This is a genomic window from Streptomyces sp. CAI-85 (assembly GCF_013363615.1).
In the GTDB taxonomy this organism is placed as follows: domain Bacteria; phylum Actinomycetota; class Actinomycetes; order Streptomycetales; family Streptomycetaceae; genus Streptomyces; species Streptomyces antibioticus_B.
Window position 1 is genome coordinate 13,131 of sequence record NZ_JAANNX010000057.1, and the last position, 19,674, is coordinate 32,804.

17 protein-coding genes and 1 pseudogene are annotated in these 19,674 nt (G+C 73.0%); 6 read left to right on the top strand and 12 right to left on the bottom strand.

The genetic code is table 11. The features are described 5' to 3' along the window. Nucleotides 1–5 precede the first annotated feature (5 nt). Entirely contained in the window at nt 6–1,253 is a 1,248-nt protein-coding gene (locus G6W55_RS31330) for a PotD/PotF family extracellular solute-binding protein (RefSeq protein WP_175524095.1), read from the bottom strand. A gap of 55 nt (nt 1,254–1,308) precedes the next feature. After that, nucleotides 1,309–2,823: a gamma-aminobutyraldehyde dehydrogenase gene (locus G6W55_RS31335; protein ID WP_175524096.1), complete on the bottom strand. Its 1,515-nt coding sequence runs from the start codon at nt 2,821–2,823 to the stop codon at nt 1,309–1,311. A gap of 212 nt (nt 2,824–3,035) precedes the next feature. Here G6W55_RS31335 and G6W55_RS31340 point away from each other — a divergent pair, with 212 nt between their 5' ends. Next, nucleotides 3,036–3,611 (top strand): NADAR family protein, encoded by a 576-nt coding sequence (locus G6W55_RS31340; protein WP_175524097.1) that lies wholly within the window; start codon nt 3,036–3,038, stop codon nt 3,609–3,611. Nucleotides 3,612–3,641: 30 nt separating this feature from the next. Here G6W55_RS31340 and G6W55_RS31345 read toward each other — a convergent pair whose 3' ends face one another. After that, entirely contained in the window at nt 3,642–4,358 is a 717-nt protein-coding gene (locus G6W55_RS31345; protein WP_175524098.1) for a DUF4190 domain-containing protein, read from the bottom strand. Nucleotides 4,359–4,536: 178 nt separating this feature from the next. Here G6W55_RS31345 and G6W55_RS31350 point away from each other — a divergent pair, with 178 nt between their 5' ends. Both G6W55_RS31350 and G6W55_RS31355 read left to right on the top strand, forming a co-directional pair. After that, a complete protein-coding gene (locus G6W55_RS31350) occupies nt 4,537–5,667 on the top strand; it encodes an adenosine deaminase (RefSeq protein ID WP_375372489.1) in 1,131 nt (376 codons plus the stop codon). A 16-nt stretch (nt 5,668–5,683) separates the two neighbouring features. Beyond that, on the top strand, nt 5,684–6,370 hold the full coding sequence (locus tag G6W55_RS31355) for a glycerophosphodiester phosphodiesterase (protein ID WP_175524099.1): 687 nt from the start codon (nt 5,684–5,686) through the stop codon (nt 6,368–6,370). A 27-nt stretch (nt 6,371–6,397) separates the two neighbouring features. On the opposite strand, the gene G6W55_RS31360 is transcribed toward G6W55_RS31355, so the two are convergent. Then, complete coding sequence (locus G6W55_RS31360) at nt 6,398–6,919, bottom strand: hypothetical protein (protein ID WP_175524100.1); 522 nt, start codon at nt 6,917–6,919, stop codon at nt 6,398–6,400. Nucleotides 6,920–7,052: 133 nt separating this feature from the next. Here G6W55_RS31360 and G6W55_RS31365 point away from each other — a divergent pair, with 133 nt between their 5' ends. Further along, nucleotides 7,053–7,979, top strand: coding sequence for a hypothetical protein (locus G6W55_RS31365; RefSeq protein ID WP_175524101.1), 927 nt, complete (start codon nt 7,053–7,055; stop codon nt 7,977–7,979). Nucleotides 7,980–7,989: 10 nt separating this feature from the next. On the opposite strand, the gene G6W55_RS31370 is transcribed toward G6W55_RS31365, so the two are convergent. The 4 genes from G6W55_RS31370 to G6W55_RS31385 are packed head-to-tail and all read right to left on the bottom strand — an operon-like array spanning nt 7,990 to nt 10,016. Further along, nucleotides 7,990–8,514, bottom strand: a complete 525-nt coding sequence (locus tag G6W55_RS31370; RefSeq protein ID WP_217687620.1) for a hypothetical protein — start codon at nt 8,512–8,514, stop codon at nt 7,990–7,992. Next, entirely contained in the window at nt 8,498–8,998 is a 501-nt protein-coding gene (locus G6W55_RS31375) for an RNA polymerase sigma factor (RefSeq protein WP_030796961.1), read from the bottom strand. Before G6W55_RS31375 ends, G6W55_RS31370 begins: the two co-directional genes overlap by 17 nt. Beyond that, nucleotides 8,995–9,627, bottom strand: a complete 633-nt coding sequence (locus G6W55_RS31380) for a class F sortase (RefSeq protein ID WP_175524102.1) — start codon at nt 9,625–9,627, stop codon at nt 8,995–8,997. The genes G6W55_RS31375 and G6W55_RS31380 overlap by 4 nt, the downstream gene beginning before the upstream one ends. After that, nucleotides 9,624–10,016: a Tat pathway signal sequence domain protein gene (locus G6W55_RS31385; RefSeq protein WP_175524103.1), complete on the bottom strand. Its 393-nt coding sequence runs from the start codon at nt 10,014–10,016 to the stop codon at nt 9,624–9,626. Before G6W55_RS31385 ends, G6W55_RS31380 begins: the two co-directional genes overlap by 4 nt. 186 nt (nt 10,017–10,202) lie before the next feature. Here G6W55_RS31385 and G6W55_RS31390 point away from each other — a divergent pair, with 186 nt between their 5' ends. After that, nucleotides 10,203–11,162, top strand: coding sequence for a 5'-nucleotidase (locus G6W55_RS31390; protein ID WP_175524104.1), 960 nt, complete (start codon nt 10,203–10,205; stop codon nt 11,160–11,162). Here G6W55_RS31390 and G6W55_RS31395 read toward each other — a convergent pair whose 3' ends face one another. The 4 genes and pseudogenes from G6W55_RS31395 to G6W55_RS31415 form a co-directional block, all read right to left on the bottom strand. Beyond that, nucleotides 11,163–14,105, bottom strand: a complete 2,943-nt coding sequence (locus tag G6W55_RS31395) for a poly(A) polymerase (RefSeq protein WP_175524105.1) — start codon at nt 14,103–14,105, stop codon at nt 11,163–11,165. Then, nucleotides 14,105–15,783, bottom strand: a pseudogene (locus G6W55_RS39640) (AAA family ATPase). Before G6W55_RS39640 ends, G6W55_RS31395 begins: the two are co-directional and overlap by 1 nt. 71 nt (nt 15,784–15,854) lie before the next feature. Continuing rightward, entirely contained in the window at nt 15,855–17,048 is a 1,194-nt protein-coding gene (locus G6W55_RS31410; protein ID WP_309243855.1) for an extracellular solute-binding protein, read from the bottom strand. 837 nt (nt 17,049–17,885) lie between these two features. After that, on the bottom strand, nt 17,886–19,325 hold the full coding sequence (locus tag G6W55_RS31415; RefSeq protein WP_175524107.1) for a gamma-aminobutyraldehyde dehydrogenase: 1,440 nt from the start codon (nt 19,323–19,325) through the stop codon (nt 17,886–17,888). A gap of 195 nt (nt 19,326–19,520) precedes the next feature. On the opposite strand from G6W55_RS31415, the gene G6W55_RS31420 reads away from it, so the two are divergent. Beyond that, a partial coding sequence (locus G6W55_RS31420; RefSeq protein WP_175524108.1) for an AsnC family transcriptional regulator occupies nt 19,521–19,674 on the top strand: 154 nt, incomplete at its 3' end.

Below are 19,674 nucleotides of genomic sequence, written 5' to 3' on the forward strand. Positions count from 1 at the left end.
CGTCGTCACGCCCCAGTGAGCTTCGCGAACTTCGCCTCGTAGGCCGTCTCTTCCTTCGAGCTCAGGGAGCGGAAGGAGTGGGACTTCGCCTGCATGGCCTTGTCGGGGATGATCAGCGGATTCTCCGCCGCATCCGGATCGATCCTGGCGAGATCGTCCTTCACGCCGTCGACGGGACAGACGTAGTTGATGTAGGCGGCCAGTTCGGCGGCCGGTTCCGGCTCGTAGTAGTAGTCGATGAGCCGTTCGGCGTTCGTCTTGTGGCGCGCCTTGTTGGGTATCAGCATGCTGTCGCTGGACGTCATGTAGCCGCTGTCCGGGATGACGAAGTCGACGTCCGGACTGTCCGCCTTGAGCTGGACGACGTCGCCGGCCCAGGCGATACAGGCCGCGAAGTCCCCGCTGGTGAGGTCGGAGGTGTAGTCGTTGCCGGTGAAGCGGCGGATCTGGCCGCTGTCGACGCCCTTCTGGATACGGGCCACGGCCGCGTCGTAGTCGTCGTCGGTGAACTTCTCCGGGTCCTTGCCCATGTCCAGCAGGGTCATCCCGATGCTGTCGCGCATCTCGGTGAGGAAGCCGACCCGGCCCTTGAGCTTGGGGTTGTCGAGGAGGTCGGAGACCGACTTCACCTCGACGCCGTCCAGCGCCTTCTTGTTGTAGGCGATGACCGTGGAGATGCCCTGCCAGGGGTAGGAGTACGCCCGGCCCGGGTCCCAGTCGGGGCTGCGGAACTGCTGGGTGAGGTTGGCGTACGCGTGCGGCAGGTTGGAGGCGTCCAGTTTCTGGACCCACCCCAGGCGGATCAGCCGGGCGGCCAGCCAGTCGGTGAGGACGATCAGATCGCGGCCGGTCTCCTGGCCCGCGGCGAGCTGCGGCTTGATCTTGCCGAAGAACTCGTTGTTGTCGTTGATGTCCTCGGTGTACTTGACCTTGATACCGGTCCGCTCGGTGAACCCGTCGAGCGTCGGATGGCTCTTGCCGCTGTCGTCGACGTCCATGTACTCGGTCCAGTTGGAGAAGCTGACCGTCTTCTCCTTCGCCGAGTGGTCCTCGGCGGACGTGCCGCCCTCGGTCTTGCCGGCCGCGGGGATGCCGCAGGCGCTCAGCGCCCCGACGCCGCCCAGGGTGAGCGCGCCGCCGGCGGAGGCGCGCAGCAGCGACCGGCGGGTCAGGGCCGCCCTGCCGTTGCGGAAGCTGCGCCGTATGGCGGCCACCTGGGCCGGGCTCAGGCGGTCGGGCTCGTACTGCTCCATGCGCGTGGTGCCCTTTCGGGAGGTCCGGCCGGGGTGAGCGGCCGGTCGTCGTCGCTTATGAGTCCCCGAAGATGGTGCGGTGCCACGGCTTGCGGGCCACCGCGGTGTTGTCGAACATGACGTGCTTGACCTGCGTGTACTCCTCGAACGAGTACACGGACATGTCCTTGCCGAAGCCGGACGCCTTGTAGCCCCCGTGGGGCATCTCGCTGATGATCGGGATGTGGTCGTTGATCCAGACGCATCCGGCCGCGATCTCCCTGGTGGCCCGGTTCGCCCGGAAGACGTCCCGGGTCCACGCGGAGGCCGCGAGCCCGTAGGGGGTGTCGTTGGCCAGCGCGAGGCCCTCGTCGTCGCTGTCGAAGGGCAGGACGACCAGGACCGGCCCGAAGATCTCGGACTGGACGACCTCACTGTCCTGTGCCGCGTCCGCGATCAGGGTGGGCAGATAGTACGCGCCGTTCTTGAGTTCTCCCAGAGGGGTCTCACCGCCGGTCACCACGCGCGCGTAGCCGCGCGCCCGGTCGACGAAGGCGGCGACACGGTCCCGCTGGACGTGCGAGATCAGCGGGCCGAGGTCGGTGCCCGGGACGAACGGGTCGCCGACCCGGACGGTCTCCATGAGCGCGGCCGTCCGCTCGACGAACGCCTCGTAGAGCGGCCGCTGCACGTACGCGCGCGTGGCGGCGGTGCAGTCCTGGCCGGTGTTGATGAGGGCGCCCGCGACCGCGCCGTGCACGGCGGCCTCCAGGTCGGCGTCGTCGAAGACGACGAAGGGCGCCTTGCCGCCCAGCTCCAGGTGGAGGCGCTTGACGGTGGCGGTGGCGACCTCGGCGACCCGCTTGCCGACCCCGGTGGAGCCGGTGAAGGAGGTCATGGCCACGTCGGGGTGGCCGACCAGGTGCTCTCCGGCCTCCCGCCCGGTGCCGTTGACGATGTTGATCACGCCGTCCGGGATCCCGGCGTCGGTCGCCGCCTGGGCGAAGAGCAGGGAGGTCAGCGGGGTGAGTTCGGCGGGCTTGAGGACGATCGTGTTGCCCGCGGCGATCGCCGGGAGGATCTTCCAGGCGGCCATCTGGAGGGGGTAGTTCCAGGGCGCGATGGAGCCGACGACACCGATGGGCTCACGGCGGACGTAGGAGGTGTGGTCGCCGGAGTACTCGCCCGCGGACTGGCCCTGGAGGTGACGGGCCGCGCCGGCGAAGAAGGCGGTGTTGTCGATCGTCCCCGGGACGTCGAACTCCCGGGTCAGCTTCAGCGGCTTGCCGCACTGGAGGGACTCGGCGCGGGCGAACTCCTCGGCGCGGTCGGCGAGGACGGCGGCGAAGCGGTGCAGGGCGTCGGAGCGCTCGCCCGGGGTGGTACCGGCCCAGCCGGGGAAGGCGGCGCGGGCGGCGGCGACGGCCGCGTCCACGTCGGCGGTCGACGCGAGTGCGTAGGTGAAGACCTCCTCGCCGGTGGCGGGGTCGACGACCGCGTGGGTGCGGCCCGAGGTGCCGTGGGTGAGACGGCCCGCGATGTACTGGGCGCCGTCCGTGAATCGTTCCTGTGCGGGGAACCGGTCCTGCATGTCCCTCTCCTCCGCCTTCGCCCCCACTGTCCACAGGGGCGGGTGCGTAGCTCCAGCTCGATTTGAGTGACGATCCTGACAGAGCGATAGCACTCCAACAAGTGATTCCGTTGTTGCCTTTTGGTTACGCGACGGAATCTGTCGACCAGGTGTCGAGTCGGGACGGAAAAGGCAGGACGCAGTGTCAGTGGTGCCTGCCATGCTGGCGTGTCATGGAGCGGACCGAGCACAGCACGGACATCAAGGACACGGAAAGCCTGGTCGGGGCGGTCCGGTCGGGGGCGCGGGTCGAGTACCTGCTCTTCTGGGGTCACCGGCCGCTGCCGGACGGCCGCCTGGGCCCGAGCTGTCTGAGCCAGTGGTGGCCGTCACCCTTCGTGGCCGACGGGGTCGCCTATGCGACGGCGGAGCACTGGATGATGGCGCGGAAGGCGCGCCTCTTCGGTGACGCGGAGGCGGAGCGGGCGGCGCTGGCCGCCGGGCATCCCTCGGAGGCGAAGAAGGCGGGGCGGCTGGTCCGCGGCTTCGACGACACGGTCTGGGAGCGGGAGCGCTTCGGGATCGTGGTGGAGGGCAGCGTCCACAAGTTCGCGTCGAACCCGGGTCTGCGGTCGTTCCTGCTGAGCACCGGGGACCGGGTGCTGGTGGAGGCGAGCCCGGTGGACCGGGTGTGGGGCATCGGCCTCGCGGCGGACGACGAGGCCGCGCTGGACCCGCAGCGGTGGCGCGGCCCGAACCTGCTGGGCTTCGCGCTGATGGAGGCGAGGCGGCGGCTGAGAGAGGGGTGACGCTCGGGAGGCGTCACCTCTCAGGAGGTGTCAGGCAGCGGGGGCGAAGAAGAACACGACGCCGAGGCCCACGCCGAGGACGATGCCGACCGTGCCGCAGATGATCCCGGCCAGCGCCTGACCGCCGTTGGTGGCCTCACCGCGCCGCGCCTTGCCGCGGCCGATCGCGCCGAAGACGACGCCCATGATGCCGAGGGCGATCGCCGCCGGCCAGAGGCAGAACACCACGGCCGAGACGATCCCGAGCACCAGCCCGGTGATCCCCATGCCGTTGCTCTCCCCGCCGGGACCCGGCCAGCCGGGGTACCCGCCGTGCTGATGATGCGGGTAGCCGTAACCACCGGGATAGCCGTAGGGCACCTGGACCTGCCCCGGTCCGTCCGGGGAGAGGGGCGGCGGCGGAACCGGGCCGGCCTGCGGGGGCGGCGCGAAGGGGTTGGGCGGCGCGGATGACCCGAGGCCGCCGCCCGGGACCTGCGGGGAGACCGGGGCGACCGGACTGGCCCACGGCTGGGCCGGGGTGTCCGGGGTGACGCTCGGCAGGGAGGTGACGGTCATCTGGTCGTGCACGGACGGCGGCGCCGGGGCCAACGGCTCGTTGGAGGCCACGGTGGCACCGGGCCCGCCCGGCGCGGCCCAGGGGTCCGCCTTGCCCAACGTCACCTCGGGAGCCGCCCCGTCGGACGCGGGCGCGGGCCACGGATCGCGGCCGGCGTCCCCGGCCGGAGTCGACGTGTCGTCGGACATGCGCGGTGTCCCCTCCCTCAGTCCCTCAGTCGTACGTTCCGTCATGCTACGGCCCCGGGACGGCCGGGTGCGGAGGGGGGCGGGCCCCGTCCGGGGCAGGCCCGTGTCGTGAGCCGTCGGCGCCTACGATGATCCCGACCCATCGATCAGCCGATCATCCGCGTCCCGTCCGGCCCCCCTGGCCCGGGGCGCTGTCCCGGGGAGGACCACCTTGACCGATCGTTTCGACGCCTCCGACGTGCCGGCCGTGCCCGCGGGCCCCACCGCGGATGCCGGCGCCCGTGATCTGCACGGCTTCATCGCGGGGCTGCCCAAGGCCGAACTGCACGTCCATCACGTCGGCTCCGCCTCCCCCCGGATCGTCTCCGAGCTGGCCGCCCGGCACCCCGACTCCAAGGTGCCGACGGACCCCGAGGCCCTGGTCGACTACTTCACGTTCACCGACTTCGCGCACTTCATCGACGTGTATCTGTCGGTCGTGGACCTGATCCGCACCCCGGAGGACGTCCGGCTGCTCACCTTCGAGGTCGCCCGCGACCTGGCCCGGCAGCAGGTGCGCTACGCCGAGCTGACCATCACGCCGTTCTCCTCGACCCGGCGCGGGATCGACGAGCGGGCGTTCATGGAGGCGATCGAGGACGCGCGCAAGGCGGCCGAGGCGGAGTTCGGGACCGTACTGCGCTGGTGCTTCGACATCCCCGGCGAGGCGGGCCTCGAAGCCGCCGAGGAGACCGCGCGGCTCGCCACCTCCGACCGGATCCGCCCGGAGGGCCTGGTCTCCTTCGGGCTCGGCGGCCCCGAGATCGGCGTACCGCGCCCGCAGTTCAAGCCCTACTTCGACCGGGCCATCGCCGCCGGGCTGCACTCCGTGCCGCACGCCGGCGAGACCACGGGACCGGAGACCGTGTGGGACGCGCTCACCCATCTGCGGGCCGAGCGCATCGGACACGGCACCAGCTCCGCGCGGGACGAGAAGCTGCTCGCGCACCTCGCCGAGCACCGCATCGCGCTGGAGGTGTGCCCGACCTCCAACATCGCCACCCGCGCGGTGCGCACCCTGGACGAGCACCCGGTCAAGGAGTTCGTGCGGGCCGGCGTCCTGGTCACGATCAACTCCGACGACCCGCCGATGTTCGGCACCGACCTCAACAACGAGTACGCGGTCGCCGCCCGGCTGCTCGGCCTCGACGAGCGCGGCCTCGCCGGCCTGGCGAAGAACGCGGTCGAGGCGTCCTTCCTCGACGCGCCCGGCAAGGCCCGGATCAGGGACGAGATCGACACCTACACGGCCCGCTGGCTCGCCCCCTGACCGCCACAATGGCCCCATGCAGACCGTGACTGCCGTGGCCCACCGCGGCGACCCGTACCGCTTCCGTGAGAACACGATCGACTCGCTGCGTTCCGCGCTCGACCGCGGCGCGGACGCCGTCGAGATCGACGTACGGCTCACCCGGGACGGCGTGCCCGTGCTGCTGCACGACGCGACGCTGAAGCGGCTGTGGGAACTGGACCGGCCGCTGACCTCGCTGTCGGCGGCCGAGGTGACCGGGCTGACCGCCGGCCGGGTGCCGGCCCTCGCGGAGGCGCTCGCGGCGACCGAGGGTGCCCGGGTGATGATCGACCTGCCCGGCACCCGGGAGCCGCGCATGGCCCGCCGGGTGGTGGACGCCGTACGGGAGGCGGGGGCCGCCGACCGCGTCTACTACTGCGCCGACGCCACCGCGATGCTCGCCGTGCGCGCGGCCGACCCGTCCGCCGAGATCGCCCTGACCTGGACGAGCCTGGCGCCGCCGCGCCCCGTCCTGCTGGCGGCGGTGCAGCCGCGCTGGCTCAACTACCGCTTCTCCCTGGCCGACAGGGACCTCGCGGCCCGGGTCCACGACGGCGGTCATCTGCTCTCCGTGTGGACACCGGACACCCGGCGCTCGATGCGGCGCCTCGTCGCGCTGGGCGTCGACTCGATCACCACCAACCGCATCGACACCCTGACCGCCGTACGCAAGGAGGGCTAGCCCTCCGAGGAAAGCTCGGACAACGACTCAAGCGGCGGCCACGGCCCAGGAGTTCGGCCCGAGCCGCTCCAGCTTCTTGATCTTCTCGCGGACGACATACAGCGGGATCACCCCGAAGACCCCGAACGACATGTCGATCACGCTCCACCAGAAGGGGATCCCCCGGACCGGTCCGCAGATCAGCGCCAGCGGAATGATCCCGGCGCAGGCGATCATCGCGAACTCGATCACCCAGATGTTGCGGACCGGGTCGCGGTACGGCCCGTAGAAGGCGACCGCGATGACGAGATGGGCGAAGGCCAGCCAGTCCGTGCCGTAGAGCAGGAACGGGTACTCGGCGTCGGCGGTGTCGAGTCCCTGACGGACCCGCACGATCCAGTCCATGGCGGCGGGCAGATGCTCCGGCACGGACAGCGCCCGCAACAGGTCCTCGGTCCAGCGCAGTTCATGGACGAGGGGGAAGGCCGTGGCGCCGCTCAGCACCAGGCACACCACGAAGAAGACCAGCCAGGCGCGGATGCCCTTCAGCAGGGCGGCTCTGTCGCTCATGGAGATCACCCTACGCCAGTAATTGAACGCGTTCAAAAATCTTTCCGCTTTCGCCATACCCCCATGGGGTATAGGCTGTGCCCTACCGAAACAGATACCCCCCATGGGTATAGAGCCAGGACGGGAGCCCGCGATGAATTCCCTCCAGAGGATCGGCCTGTTCACGGCGGCGCTCGGGGTCGCCTTCGGCGCCGCCTACGGCATCGGCGTGGGGATCGGGCCGCTGGACACGGACCCCGAACCCGCCGCGCACGGCGAGAGCCACGATCCACCGGCCCGCGTGGAGGCCCCCGCGGGGCTCCAGGTCTCCGAGCGCGGCCTGACCCTGGACCTGCGGACCACCGCGCTGGCGGCCGGCCGCCCCGGCACGCTGGAGTTCGTCGTCCGGGACGCCCGCGGCGACGCGGTCACCGCCTTCGACCGGGCCCACGGCAAACAGCTCCACCTGATCGTCGCCTCGCGCGACCTGACGACGTACCGCCATCTGCACCCGGTCAGGGCCGCCGACGGAACCTGGAGCACGCCGGTCGCCCTCCCGGCGGCGGGCGCGTACCGCGTCTTCGCGGACTTCGTGCCGAGCGGCGCCGAGAAGGGCCTCACGCTCGGCGCCGACCTGACGGTCACCGGCCGGTACACCGCCAGGGAGCTGCCGCCGCCCGCACCGACCGCCACGGTGGACGGCTACACCGTCACCCTCGACGGCTCGCTCACCCCCGGCCGGGAGAGCGACCTGACGTTCACCGTCCGCGACGCCCACGGCGACCCGGTCACCCGCCTCCAGCCCTATCTCGGCGCCTACGGCCATCTGGTCGCCCTGCGCTCCGGCGACCTGGCCTATCTGCACGTCCACCCGCACGACGCGGCCGAGGGCGACGCCACCTCGGGACCGGCGGTGTCCTTCGCCGCGACCACGCCGAGCGCGGGCACCTACCGGCTGTTCCTGGACTTCAAGGTGGCCGGCGAGGTGCGGACGGCGGCGTTCACGGTGACCGCCGGGGCGGGACCGACCGCACCGCCGGCCGGCCACGGCGAGGACGAGGGCGCGCACGGGCACCCCTGACCGGGCCGCCTCAGCGCTCCGACCGCGCCTCCGAGGCGGTGGGCGACCGCTCCGCCGGTGCCGTGGCCCGGCGGAGATCCCGCCCCGACGCGTCCTCAGGGCTCGGAGTCGGGCTCGGTGGCGTGGTGCGGCTCGGGACCGGGCGGGGCGCATCGGTGGCGGCGCGGGCATCGCGGCCCCCGGTCCCCTGGGAAGGGACCGCCGTGGCCCGGTCGTCGGGCACAGGCGACGGGGGCGGCGACACCGAGGGCCTGGTGGCCGGGGGCGGCGCGAGGGGCGCGGTGGGCACGCCCGGGGTGTCGTCCGCGGCCAGGCGCAACGGGACGAGCACCGCGAGCCCCGCGATCACGCAGGTCGCGGCGGCCCCGGCGGCCGCGCGCAGCCCCCGGCGGCGGGCGGCGCCGCGGCGGATCTCCTCGTACCGGCCGGGCGGCGGGGCGAGCCGGCCGGCGGGCGGGGGCCGCAGGACGACGGTGAGCGGGTCGTCGGGGTCGAGGTCCGGGCCGTCGGCGAAGTCGTCAGCGGGTGTGATCAAGGCTTCTCCTCAGGTGGGCGCGGAGCAGTTCGCGGGCCGCGTGCAGATCCGCCTTGACGGTTCCTTCCTTGCGCCCGGTCAGCACGGACACCTCCCGGATCGGCATGTCAGCGTAGTAGTGCAGCAGGATCGGCACGCGCAGCCGGTCCGGCAGGGACTGCACGAGCAGCCGGACCGAGGGATCGCTCTGCTCGGCGTGCGGGCTCACCGCGGCCTCGGCGGTGACCCGGCGCACGGCCCGCCGCTCGCGCTCCAGCTTGCGCCAGTGGTCACGGACCAGGTTGGCGGCGGTGACGTAGAGGAAGCCCTGGGGTTCGGCGACGGACGTCCAGCGGGCCCAGAGCCGGGTGAACGCCTCCGAGGCGATCTCGTGGGCGGTCCCGTCGTCGTCGACCAGCCGGCGGCACCAGCCGGCCAGCCGTGGGTAGAGGGCGGCGAACAGTTCGGACGCCGCCCTCTCCCGGGACCTGACGGGGCGTTTCAACGTTCTCCCGCGGAGTTGTCCGGCGCCGTGCCGCCCGGCTGGTCCAGGGCGGCGAAGACGATCACGTTGTCGCGGTAGCCGTCCCCGGTGCGGGGGCCGCCGCAGGTGATGAGACGCAGTTCCGGCCGGTCCACGTTCCCGTAGACGTCCTCCGTCGGGAACCGCGCCTTGTCCACGGTCCGTACCTCGGTGACGGCGAACCGGGCCGTCGTGCCGTTCTCCAGGCGCGCCTCGATCGCGTCGCCCCGGCGCAGCCGGTCGAGCCGGCGGAAGACGCCGTCCCCGTACGGGCCGACCGTGACATGGCCGAGGAACACCGAAGGGCCGGTCCGCCCCGGGGTCGGCGAGTGCCGGTACCAGCCGGCCCGGTCGTCCGCCTCGACCGGCGGCACCTCGACGGTCCCGTCGGCGGCCAGTCCCAGCCGGACGACCGGGGTGTCGACGTCGACGGCCGGGATCCGCAGCCGGACCGGTTCCGAGCGCGCGAGGGGAGGCGCGTCCCGGGCGGTCGTGGCAGCGGGTCCGTGCGGGGAAGCCGGTCCATGGGCCGGTCCGTTCCCGGCGCAGCCGGTGGTGAGCAGCGCGGTCAGGGCCGTGGCGGCCAGGACGCGCCTGGAGAGGGGGCTCATGCGCCGGTCGTCCTCCGGCGGCGTACGAGGACGAAGCCGGCGCCCGCCGCGCCGGCCACCACGGCCGCTCCCCCGCCGATCAGCCCGCCGTGCCCGGCGGAGCCCCCGGTCCCGGACCCGGCCTCGTCCACCTCGCCGGTGTCGGCGCCGCCGCGCGGGACGGCGGTGACCTGGTCGGACCGTGAGTCGGTGGGGCGGGTGGGCGCCGGGACCGGGGTCGCGTCGTCCTGGGCGGGGCGGGTCTCGCTCGGCCGGGGTTCGGCGGGGCGGGACTCGGAGGGGGTGGGGACGGGGCTCGGGGTGCGGGTCCCGTCGGCGAACGCGGGCAGCGCGCCCGCGAGGACGGCCGTGGCCGCGAGGGCCAGGGATCCGAGGACGGTTCGGCGCATCAGTCGCTCTCCTTCGTCGGTCCGCACCCCCGGCGGCCGGGAGGGTCTCCACGGGCCGTGGTGCGGATCGGACGGAGAGACGAGACAGCCCCGGACCCCGTTGTAAAGAGCTGGCAAAGTGTGCGGGCGGCTACAGTCGGCGCGAGCGCGCGTCGCTGACGTGCGAGGACGTCCCGGGGAGCCCTCATGTCGCGGTACAGCCTGGAGAACCGGCTGGTCGTCGGAATCGCCTCCAGCGCCCTGTTCGACCTCAAGGAGTCGGACGGGGTGTTCCGGAAGGAGGGCGAGGAGAGCTACCGCGCCTACCAGCGCGCCCACCTCGACAGCACGCTGCGGCCCGGGGTCGCGTTCCCCTTCATCCGCCGGCTGCTGTCCCTCAACGACCTGAGCCCGGACGGCGATCCGCTGGTCGAGGTGATCATCCTGTCGCGCAACGACCCCGACACGGGCCTGCGGGTGATGCGCTCGATCAACGCCCACGGCCTGCCGATAACCCGTGCCGTCTTCATGCAGGGCCGGGCGCCGTTCCGGTTCATGCCGGCGCTGCACATGTCCCTCTTCCTCTCCGCCGACGCCGACGACGTACGGGAGGCGGTGGCCCGGGGGCTGCCCGCGGGCCGGGTCCTGGGGTCCGCCGTGGACGACGACCCCGACGACCACGATCTGCGGATCGCCTTCGACTTCGACGGCGTCCTGGCGGGCGACGAGTCGGAGCGGGTGTTCCAGCAGGGCGGTCTGGAGGGCTTCCGCACGCACGAGACCGTGAACGTGGCGACCCCTCATGACGCGGGCCCGCTGCGGGACTTCCTGCGCGACATCAACAAGCTCCAGCGGGCGGAGGAGGCGCGGCGCAGGACCGACCCGGAGTACGCGATCCGTGTGCACGTCTCCATCGTCACGGCCCGCAACGCGCCCTCGCACGAGCGCGCCGTGCTGAGCCTGGACAACTGGGGCGTCACCGTCAACGACGCGTTCTTCCTGGGCGGCATCGACAAGGGCACGATCATGGAGGTGCTCCGGCCGCACATCTTCTTCGACGACCAGGTGAGCCATCTGGAGGGCACGGCGCCGACGACCCCGAGCGTCCACATCCCGTTCGGGGTGGTCAACGAGCGGGCGCACGGGGACGACGCCGGACGCGGGTGATCAGGGCAGGGTGGAGACCGCTCCACCCTCCGCGTACGTCACCTCGACCCCGGGCAGCCCGGTGCCCCAGCGGGCGGCGATCTCCGCGAGCCGCTCCGCGCCGGGAGGCGTACGGCCGAGCCCGATCAGACAGCGGGCGCCCTCCGGAGTCGCGGGCAGCGCCCTCGGCCAGGCGTGCGCGTCCCGGACGCCCGCCTCCTCCAGCGCGCCGAGCAGTGCGCGCATCCGGCCGCGGACCCGTCCGTTCAGCTCGTCGGAGTCCTCCGGACGACGGGGCGTCACGGTCACCACGGCCCAGGCGGCGTGCCGTCGGTGCAGGGGCGGCGGGGACAGCAGCGCGGGCCACGGATCGGTGCCGGTGGCGGACGCGTCCTCGACGGTCTCCCAGGCCCGGTACAGCTCCTGGCTCAGCAGGTCCCGGCCGCCCGGGCCGACCTGTTCGGTGCAGGAGCGGACGGGCGAGGAGGGTGTCAGCACGGTCAGGGGCGCGCCGGTGGCGTCGGCGTCGCCGGTGAGGGCGACGGGCTCGCGCCAGTCCCACGCCGCCCAGGTGCCGAAGAACCGCCGCAGCAGCTCCCCCGCGGCGGTGTCGGCGGGCGCCTCCCGGACCGTACGGGCCGCGAGGACCGCCCACGCGACACCGGGCAGCCCGCCGAACGGCGCCCCGTCCAGCCCGCGCGCCGCCGCCCACGCCTTCACGCCCCGCGCCAGCTCCGCGAACCGGGACACGGCCGACACGGCCGACACGGCCGCCGTACCGGTCGCCGCCAGGATCGCGTCCGCGTCGGACACCGCGCTCAGCGCGACCGCCGCCGCCTCGCCCAGTCCGGCCCTCCGGGCCACTGCGTCCCGGGCGGGCAGCGTCCCGGTGGCCACGACCACCAGGTCCACGTCGAGCCCCTCGGCACGGAACCGCAGCCCCGGCACCCGGGCGCCGACGACCTCCCGCACCCGCTCGGCACCCGGCAGCGCGGCCCGCACCCGCTCCCCCACGGCGGCGAGGTCCGCCGTGCCGGGCAGTGCCGCGACCAGGTCCAGGTCGGCTCCCGCCGTGGCGCACCTCATGCGCCGCGACCCGGCGAGCCACACCACGCCGCCGTCGGGCGCGAGCGCGTCGGCGAGAGCCCGTACGACCCGGTCGGCGGCCGCGTCGTCCGTGGCGGCCAGGACCCGTCGGCCGGCGGCGGGCGTGGCCCAGTCCTCCCAGTCCCGGTCGGGGCGGCCGACGGCGGGCTCGGGCAGCCACCGGACCTCGCCGGTGCCGAGGGCGACCGTGGCACGCGGGCGCATCGGCTCGTCGCCCCGCCGGGACAGCAGGACCAGCTCGCCGACCCGGGCCGTCATGGGGCCGAGACGGGCCGCGCAGTCGACGAGGACGGCCTGCGGATCGCCGCTGCGGCCGAGGCTCAGATGCGGGGTGAACGCGGAATGCCGGCCTCGGCAGCGCGGGAAGCGCCGCGCGAGCGCCCGCCACAGTTCGGCCCACGGCGTCCCGTCGTCCGCCGCCGGGTCCAGCCAGACGGTGGTGCCGTGCCGGTGGGCGAAGGTGCGCAGCCCCTCCAGCCTTGCGGTGAACGGCTCGACCTGCGCGGCGGCCGCGGCGAGCAGCGGTGCCGCCCGCTCGAAGTCCGCCTCGGGGACGAAGCCGAACAGCACGTTGACATGGGGCGGCCAGCGCCGGATCTGCACGTCGTGGTCCCGGCGCACGTCCTGGAGGGCCGGCCACAGCGCGCGCGGCGGGATCCACGCCAGGGCGGTGCGGGGCGTCTGCGCCACGTCGAGGACGTCGGTCGCCGTGCCGGTGCCGGTGCTCGCGCCGATGCCGAGGTCGGCGACGACCCCGTAGTGGTCGGAGACGAACAGCCCTTCCGGGGTGGGGGTGTCGCCGAGCAGCGCCGCACCCGTCACCTGGAGCCCGTCGGCGCCGGCCGGGGCGTGGGCGTCGGTGGGCCGTACGAAGATCCGGTCGAGGCGGGAGACGCGGCCGCTCAGCGAGGAGACGGCGGCCAGCGGGTTGGCACCGGGGTCGAAGGTGGGCGTGTCGTCGTGCGGGCCGTGCGTCTCGGTCCAGGCGTCGAGCAGGCCGAGGGTACGGGCCGGGCCGGGGCCGCCGTCGTTGAAGTCGCCGGCCAGCACCAGACCGCCCGGCACCCCGGCCAACCCCTCGGCGAGCCGGTTCAGTTCGGCCTCGCGCCGGGCGGGCCCGGCCTCGGAGTGGTCGCTCGTCAGATGGGTGGCGGCCACGGTCAGCGGCCCGGACGCGGTGTCGACGACGACGGCGGTCACGCCCTTGTGCGGGCCGAGCGCGTGCACGGCCGCCTCCCTTACGGGGAGCCTGCTGAGCAGGAGCAGCCCGTGGCCGTCGACGTCCTTGCCGTAGGGGTCGGTGCCGAGGGTGTGGTGGGCCCGTACCCAGGGGGCGGCCAGGAGCAGGGCGAGCAGCGGTGCCTCGACCTCCTGGAGGGCGATCACGTCCGCGTCGGCGCGCTCCAGGGCGGCCAGCAGCAGCGGGCGGCGCAGGGCGGTGTCGATGCGGTGGCTGTCGTAGCGGTCCCACAGCGTGTTCCAGGTCAGCACCCGCACCCCGGCCGGGCCCGGCTCCCGGGTGGCGGGCTCCGCCGGGGTCCAGCGTCCGGCGGCCGGGTCCCAGGCGTGCGGCACGCGCGCGGTGAAGAAGGGTGCCGTCAGCCGCCGGGGGTCGCGCACCCGGCCGGCGCGGGACTCGTCGATGCGGTCCACGCCCGTCGCGCGGTCCCACACCAGTTCGCCGTCCGCCTCCACGAACAGCACCCGGTGCCAGGGGATCTCGCCGCCCGGCACGAACGCGGGCAGCGGCACCCGCTTGGGCGCGGCGCCGCGCTGGTTGACGCCGAGCACGAACCGCGCGGGGTCGAACCGCGCGTCCCAGCGCACCCGGTGGTAGATCTCCTCGCTGGTGCGCATCAGACGTCCTCCCCGTCCGCTTCCAGTGTGCCGTCGCGGTCGGCGACGGTGCCGTCCGCGCCCGCGTACCAGGTGCGGTGCGCCTGGCCGGGGTACGGCGGCACGAACCGGCGGAGCTGGTCCCTGAGGACGTCGGACGGCACCGGATGGGCGCGGCCGGCGTTGCGCCGTAGGAGTTCGTCCTCGTCCGTGAGCAGTACGGCGTGCGTGATCAGCGCGTCGCGGCGGCGGGCGACGCCGTGCACCAGGGAGCGCTGGTGCGGGTTGAGCGAGGTGGCGTCCCAGACGACCGTGCCGCCCGCGGCGAGGGCGCCGTCCAGCCGGTCCAGGCCCTCCCGGAGCACCTCCCCGTTGGCCTTCTGGTCGGCCCGTGAGCCGCGTGCCGCGCGCAGCCCGTCCAGGGACACGACCGTGCCGTCGACGCGTCCCGCGAAGGCGCTCTTGCCGCTGCCGGACGGTCCCACCAGGTGCAGCAGCCGGGGGAAGTCCCCGGCGCGCCACCGCCAGGTCGCCGCGACGGCCTCCTCGACCGTGGCGGCCCGCCCGCGCGCGTACGCCTCGCGGGTCTCGGCCCAGCAGCGGTCGGCGGCCGCGCCGCGGATCCCGTCGCGCTCCAGCGCCTCGCGCAGCCCGGCCCGCAGCGGCCCGAGCGGAGCCGTGCCGAGCAGCCCGGCCTCCTCCGCGTGCAGCGCGGACCACTCCACCTGCTCCCGCGCGTCCTGCTCCGCCGCGACCGCTCCGGCGACGGCGTGCAGGACGCCCAGGTCGGCGGCGAACGACATCCGGACCAGCCCGGCGCGCCGCTCCGCGTCCGGGTACGGCCGGTGCAGCGCGGTGTGCAGCCCGACCAGGTCGGCGACCCGCCGCGCGAGTGGCACGCCCAGGGTGGCGGCGGTCCGGGCCGCGAGCCGGGCGCGGGGCGTGCGATGCAGCAGCGCGGCGAGCACACCGGCGAGGCGGGCGTCGCCGTGCCGCCCGAGCGCGTCGTGGTCGGGCAGGCCCAGACAGCCCGTCAGTAAGACGGGCCCGACCGCTGCCTGGACTGGTTCGACCGTACGGCCCTTGCGGGGTCGGCCCGCAACAACACGGAGAAGCCGTAGAATTGACGTCCTCACCTGCCCGAGAGCACGTGATTCCGGTCCGCGCTGCTCCGCAGCACCACCACGGGTTCCTGTTTCACAGGCCTCTGCCGACCCGTAAGGGTCGGTCTTACATGGCCTCCGCAGGCCTGACTTCCCGCCCGTCCGGCGGTAGGCCGGGCAACTTCGTCACCCGACAAGGCGACCTTAGCGGTGTTGTCACTGCCCTGGACGCGATCCCCGGCACCGCCACCCTGAAGGGTGGAGCACCGGGCAAGCGTTCGGTAGCCGTCCAGGGTGTCGTAGGGGATTGAGTGCCGGGCGTAGAGGTTCTCCCCGCAGACCCGCCACCCCGCCGGTATCCGGTCCGCGATCCGCCCGTGCAGGGCCTTGAGCCAGGCCCGGGACGGATGGTGCGCGGAGTCCACGGACCGCGCGTGCAGCCCGTCCGCGTACAGCGTGGTGTTCTCCCCGTCGAGCTTCTCGGTGACCACGACCTCCCGCCCCACGAACCCGCCCAGCCCGCCGACCCGCACATCGTCGGCGGAGGCACCCGGTGACCAGGGCAGATGAGGGGTTCGGGGGTAGGGGACACGCATGCGGGGACTATAGGACGGGGCGAATGGGACCCTCCAGCGGATTTCCGCCCGCCGGACGCGAAGCCCTGCTCTCAGAGCCCGACGATCGAGTTCCACCGCTTGGTGAACTCGACGCGTTCCGTCGACTCGATGTCCCGGGCGATCGCCAGGCGGCCGCGCATCGTCGCGTCGGGGAAGATCAGCGGGTTCTCGGCGAGGGCGGCGGTGTCCTCGTCGTCGGAGTCGGCGAGGACGGCCTGGGCGGCGGGTACCGGGCAGACGTAGTTGACCCAGGCCGCGAGTTCGGCGGCGACCTCGGGGTCGTAGTAGTAGTCGACGAGCCGTTCGGCGTTGGTCTTGTGCCGGGCGAGGTCGGGGATCATCAGGGAGTCCGACCACAGCTCCGCGCCCTCCTCGGGGACGACGAAGCGGATGTCGGGGTTGTCGGCCTGGAGCTGGATGACGTCACCGGAGTACGCCTGACAGGCGAGGACGTCCCCGCTGACCAGGTCCTTGGTGTAGTCGTTGCCGGTGAAGCGGCGGATCTGGCCCTTGTCGACGTTCTTCTCCACCTGGTCGCACACGGTGTGGAAGTCGTCGGCGGTCCAGCGGGTGATGTCGACGCCGTTGCCCTGCATGAGCAGCGCGAACGCCTCGTCGAGGCCGGACAGCAGGGTGACGCGGCCCTTGAGGTCGTCGGCCCACAGTTCGGAGACGCTGTGGATGTCGCGGCCCAGCTTGCGGCGGTTGTAGGCGATGCCGGTGATGCCGGACTGCCAGGGCACGGTGTGGACGCGGCCCGGGTCGAAGGCGGGCGAGCGCAGCAAGGGGTCCAGGTGGGCGGCGATGTTGGGCTGGGCGGACCGGTCCATCTCCTGGACCCAGCCGAGCCGGACGAACCGCGCGCACATCCAGTCGCTGATGACGATGAGGTCGCGGCCGGTCTGCTGGTGGTTCATCAGCGCGGGGCTGATCTTCCCGAAGAACTCGTCGTTGTCGTTGATCTCCTCGACGTAGTCGACGCTGATGCCGGTGCTCCGCTCGAAGGCGTCGAGCGTAGGTCGCTTCGTCGAGTTCTCGTCGTCCGTGTCGATGTAGAGCGGCCAGTTGGCCCAGGTCAGCCGCTTGTCGGTGGCGGAGAGATCGACCCCGGCCCGGTCACCGGGCTGGACGTACGCGGCCTGCACCCCGCAGCCGGCGAGGGCGCCGAGAGCGGCGGTACCACCGAGGGCACGCAGCAGGGACCGGCGGGACACGGCGCGCTGAAGCGAGGAAGTCTGGGACACGCGGCCAGCATGCCCCGCCCCCCACCCCGGAACAATCGACGCACCGTCCATCCCCCCACCAGGAACCCGACACCCTGTCGATCACGGGCCCCCGCCGGTCCGCCCTTCCTGGCGACCCCGAACAGAAACATGAGGCACGCACATCGCCCCGGGGCGGGACACGGTCGCACGCACATCGCCCCGGACGGGACACGGCGCACGGACATCGGCCCGAACGGGAACCCGGCACGCGCACCAGCCAAGAAGGGCACCCGGCACGCGCACCGCCCCGTTCAGAACCGCGGCACGCGCATCAGCCGGAACGAGAACTCGGCACGCGAGTCGCACCCTGGACGGAAACTCGGCACACCGCCGCCCGGACAAAACGGCAGCACACGCCATCAGCCCGCACCAGAACCCCCGCACACGCGTCCCCGGACGGGTCCGCGGCACGCTCACCCGCCCGCACCGGAACCCAGCGCACACGCCCCGGACAGAAACTCCACACGCGCGCCGCCCGCGGACAGAACCGCAGCACATCAGCCCGCACCGGAAGTCGACACACACGCCAACCCCGAACGGGGACGCGGCACACGCATCGCCCTGGACAGAAGCGCGACATCCGGCACCAGCCCGCGCCGGGAACCCAGCACGCACGCGGCTCCGGACAGAGCCGCGGGTACGCTCCCCCGCCCCCAGCGGAACGCCGCCCCCGGAGAGAAACTCGACGCACGCGCCGCCCCCGCTCAGCAACTCAGCACACGCATCGCCCCCGACAGGAACGCGGCACGCACACCGGCCCCGACCGGGATCCTGATCCCGTCCGGGGCCGGACAGTGCGGGTGGACCCGCGGAGCGCTACGCGTCCAGGGACGTCATCACGTGCTTGATGCGGGTGTAGTCCTCGAAGCCGTAGCCCGAGAGGTCCTTGCCGTAGCCGGACTTCTTGAAGCCGCCGTGGGGCATCTCGGCGACCAGCGGGATGTGGGTGTTGATCCACACACAGCCGAAGTCGAGCTTCTTGGACATGCGCATCGCACGGCCGTGGTCCTTGGTCCACACCGAGGAGGCGAGGGCGTAGTCGACGCCGTTGGCCCACTCCACGGCCTGGTCCTCGTCCGTGAAGGACTGGACGGTGATGACCGGTCCGAAGACCTCGTTCTGGATGATCTCGTCGTCCTGCTTGAGCCCGGAGACGACCGTCGCGGCGTAGAAGTAGCCCTTGTCGCCGACCCGCTGACCGCCGGCCTCGACCTTGGCGTGGGCGGGCAACCGCTCGATGAAGCCGGAGACCTGCTGGAGCTGGTTGGGGTTGTTGAGCGGCCCGTAGAGGACGTCCTCGTCGTCGGGCTGCCCGGTCTTGGTCTCGGCGGCGGCCTTGGCCAGCGCCGCCACGAACTCGTCGTGGATGGACTCCTGCACCAGCACGCGCGTGGCCGCCGTACAGTCCTGGCCCGCGTTGAAGTAGCCCGCCACGGAGATGTCCTCGACGGCCTTGGCGATGTCGGTGTCCTCGAAGACGACGACCGGCGCCTTGCCGCCCAGCTCCAGGTGGACACGCTTGAGGTCCTTGGAGGCCGACTCGGCGACGGACATGCCCGCGCGCACGGACCCGGTGATGGAGGCCATGGCGGGGGTCGGGTGCTCGACCATCAGCCGGCCGGTGTCGCGGTCGCCGGTGACGACGTTGAAGACGCCCTTGGGCAGGATCGAGCCGATGATCTCGGCGATCAGGACGGTGGAGGCGGGAGTGGTGTCCGACGGCTTGAGGACGACCGTGTTGCCCGCCGCGAGCGCCGGCGCGAACTTCCACACGGCCATCATCATCGGGTAGTTCCAGGGCGCGACCTGCGCGCAGACGCCGACCGGCTCACGGCGCACGATCGAGGTCATGCCGTCCATGTACTCGCCGGCCGAGCGCCCCTCCAGCATCCGGGCCGCGCCCGCGAAGAAGCGGATCTGGTCGACCATCGGCGGGATCTCCTCGGAGCGGGTCAGCCCGACCGGCTTGCCCGTGTTCTCCACCTCGGCCGCGATGAGGTCCTCGGCCCGCTCCTCGAACGCGTCCGCGATCTTGAGCAGGGCCTTCTGGCGCTCGGCGGGCGTGGTGTCCCGCCAGGCCGGGAAGGCCGCGGCGGCAGCGGCCATCGCGGCGTCGACGTCCGCCTGTCCGGACAGCGGCGCGGTCGCGTACGCCTCGCCGGTCGCGGGGTTGACCACCTCGGTGGTCCGTCCGTCGGCGGCGTCCCGGAACTCACCGTCGATGTAGTTGCGCAGACGACGCAGCTCGGTGCTCACTGCCGCTCCTCCAAGTTCGCAGGGTGTCCCATGACTGGTCCCCGTGGCGGGTGTCCAAGGGCTGAGACATCCACCCTAATCCGCCGCCCCACGTTTTCAACACCCCCGATCCCGCCAAGACTGCGAAATCCGTAGACTTCGGTCACGTAGACAACGAATTTCATCGCAGCGACCTTGCGGAACTGTCGAGACGTCGTGCACAGTGAGGTCGTGGCCAGTCGAAGCGCAGAGCAGCGGGACTCCCGCGAGTCCAGGAACGGCTCCCCGGATGCCGTCAGCCTCGCCATCATCGAACAGCTCCAGGAGGACGGCCGCCGGCCCTACGCCGCGATCGGCAAGGCCGTCGGCC

Coding starts and splice junctions, on each gene's coding strand:
- G6W55_RS31360 (WP_175524100.1), bottom strand. CDS start 6,919: ATGAGCGACAGAGCCGCCCTGCTGAAGGGCATCCGCGCCTGGCTGGTC.
- G6W55_RS31345 (WP_175524098.1), bottom strand. CDS start 4,358: ATGTCCGACGACACGTCGACTCCGGCCGGGGACGCCGGCCGCGATCCG.
- G6W55_RS31355 (WP_175524099.1), top strand. CDS start 5,684: ATGCAGACCGTGACTGCCGTGGCCCACCGCGGCGACCCGTACCGCTTC.
- G6W55_RS31380 (WP_175524102.1), bottom strand. CDS start 9,627: ATGAGCCCCCTCTCCAGGCGCGTCCTGGCCGCCACGGCCCTGACCGCG.
- G6W55_RS31335 (WP_175524096.1), bottom strand. CDS start 2,823: ATGCAGGACCGGTTCCCCGCACAGGAACGATTCACGGACGGCGCCCAG.
- G6W55_RS31365 (WP_175524101.1), top strand. CDS start 7,053: ATGAATTCCCTCCAGAGGATCGGCCTGTTCACGGCGGCGCTCGGGGTC.
- G6W55_RS31330 (WP_175524095.1), bottom strand. CDS start 1,253: ATGGAGCAGTACGAGCCCGACCGCCTGAGCCCGGCCCAGGTGGCCGCC.
- G6W55_RS31390 (WP_175524104.1), top strand. CDS start 10,203: ATGTCGCGGTACAGCCTGGAGAACCGGCTGGTCGTCGGAATCGCCTCC.
- G6W55_RS31340 (WP_175524097.1), top strand. CDS start 3,036: ATGGAGCGGACCGAGCACAGCACGGACATCAAGGACACGGAAAGCCTG.
- G6W55_RS31395 (WP_175524105.1), bottom strand. CDS start 14,105: ATGCGCACCAGCGAGGAGATCTACCACCGGGTGCGCTGGGACGCGCGG.
- G6W55_RS31385 (WP_175524103.1), bottom strand. CDS start 10,016: ATGCGCCGAACCGTCCTCGGATCCCTGGCCCTCGCGGCCACGGCCGTC.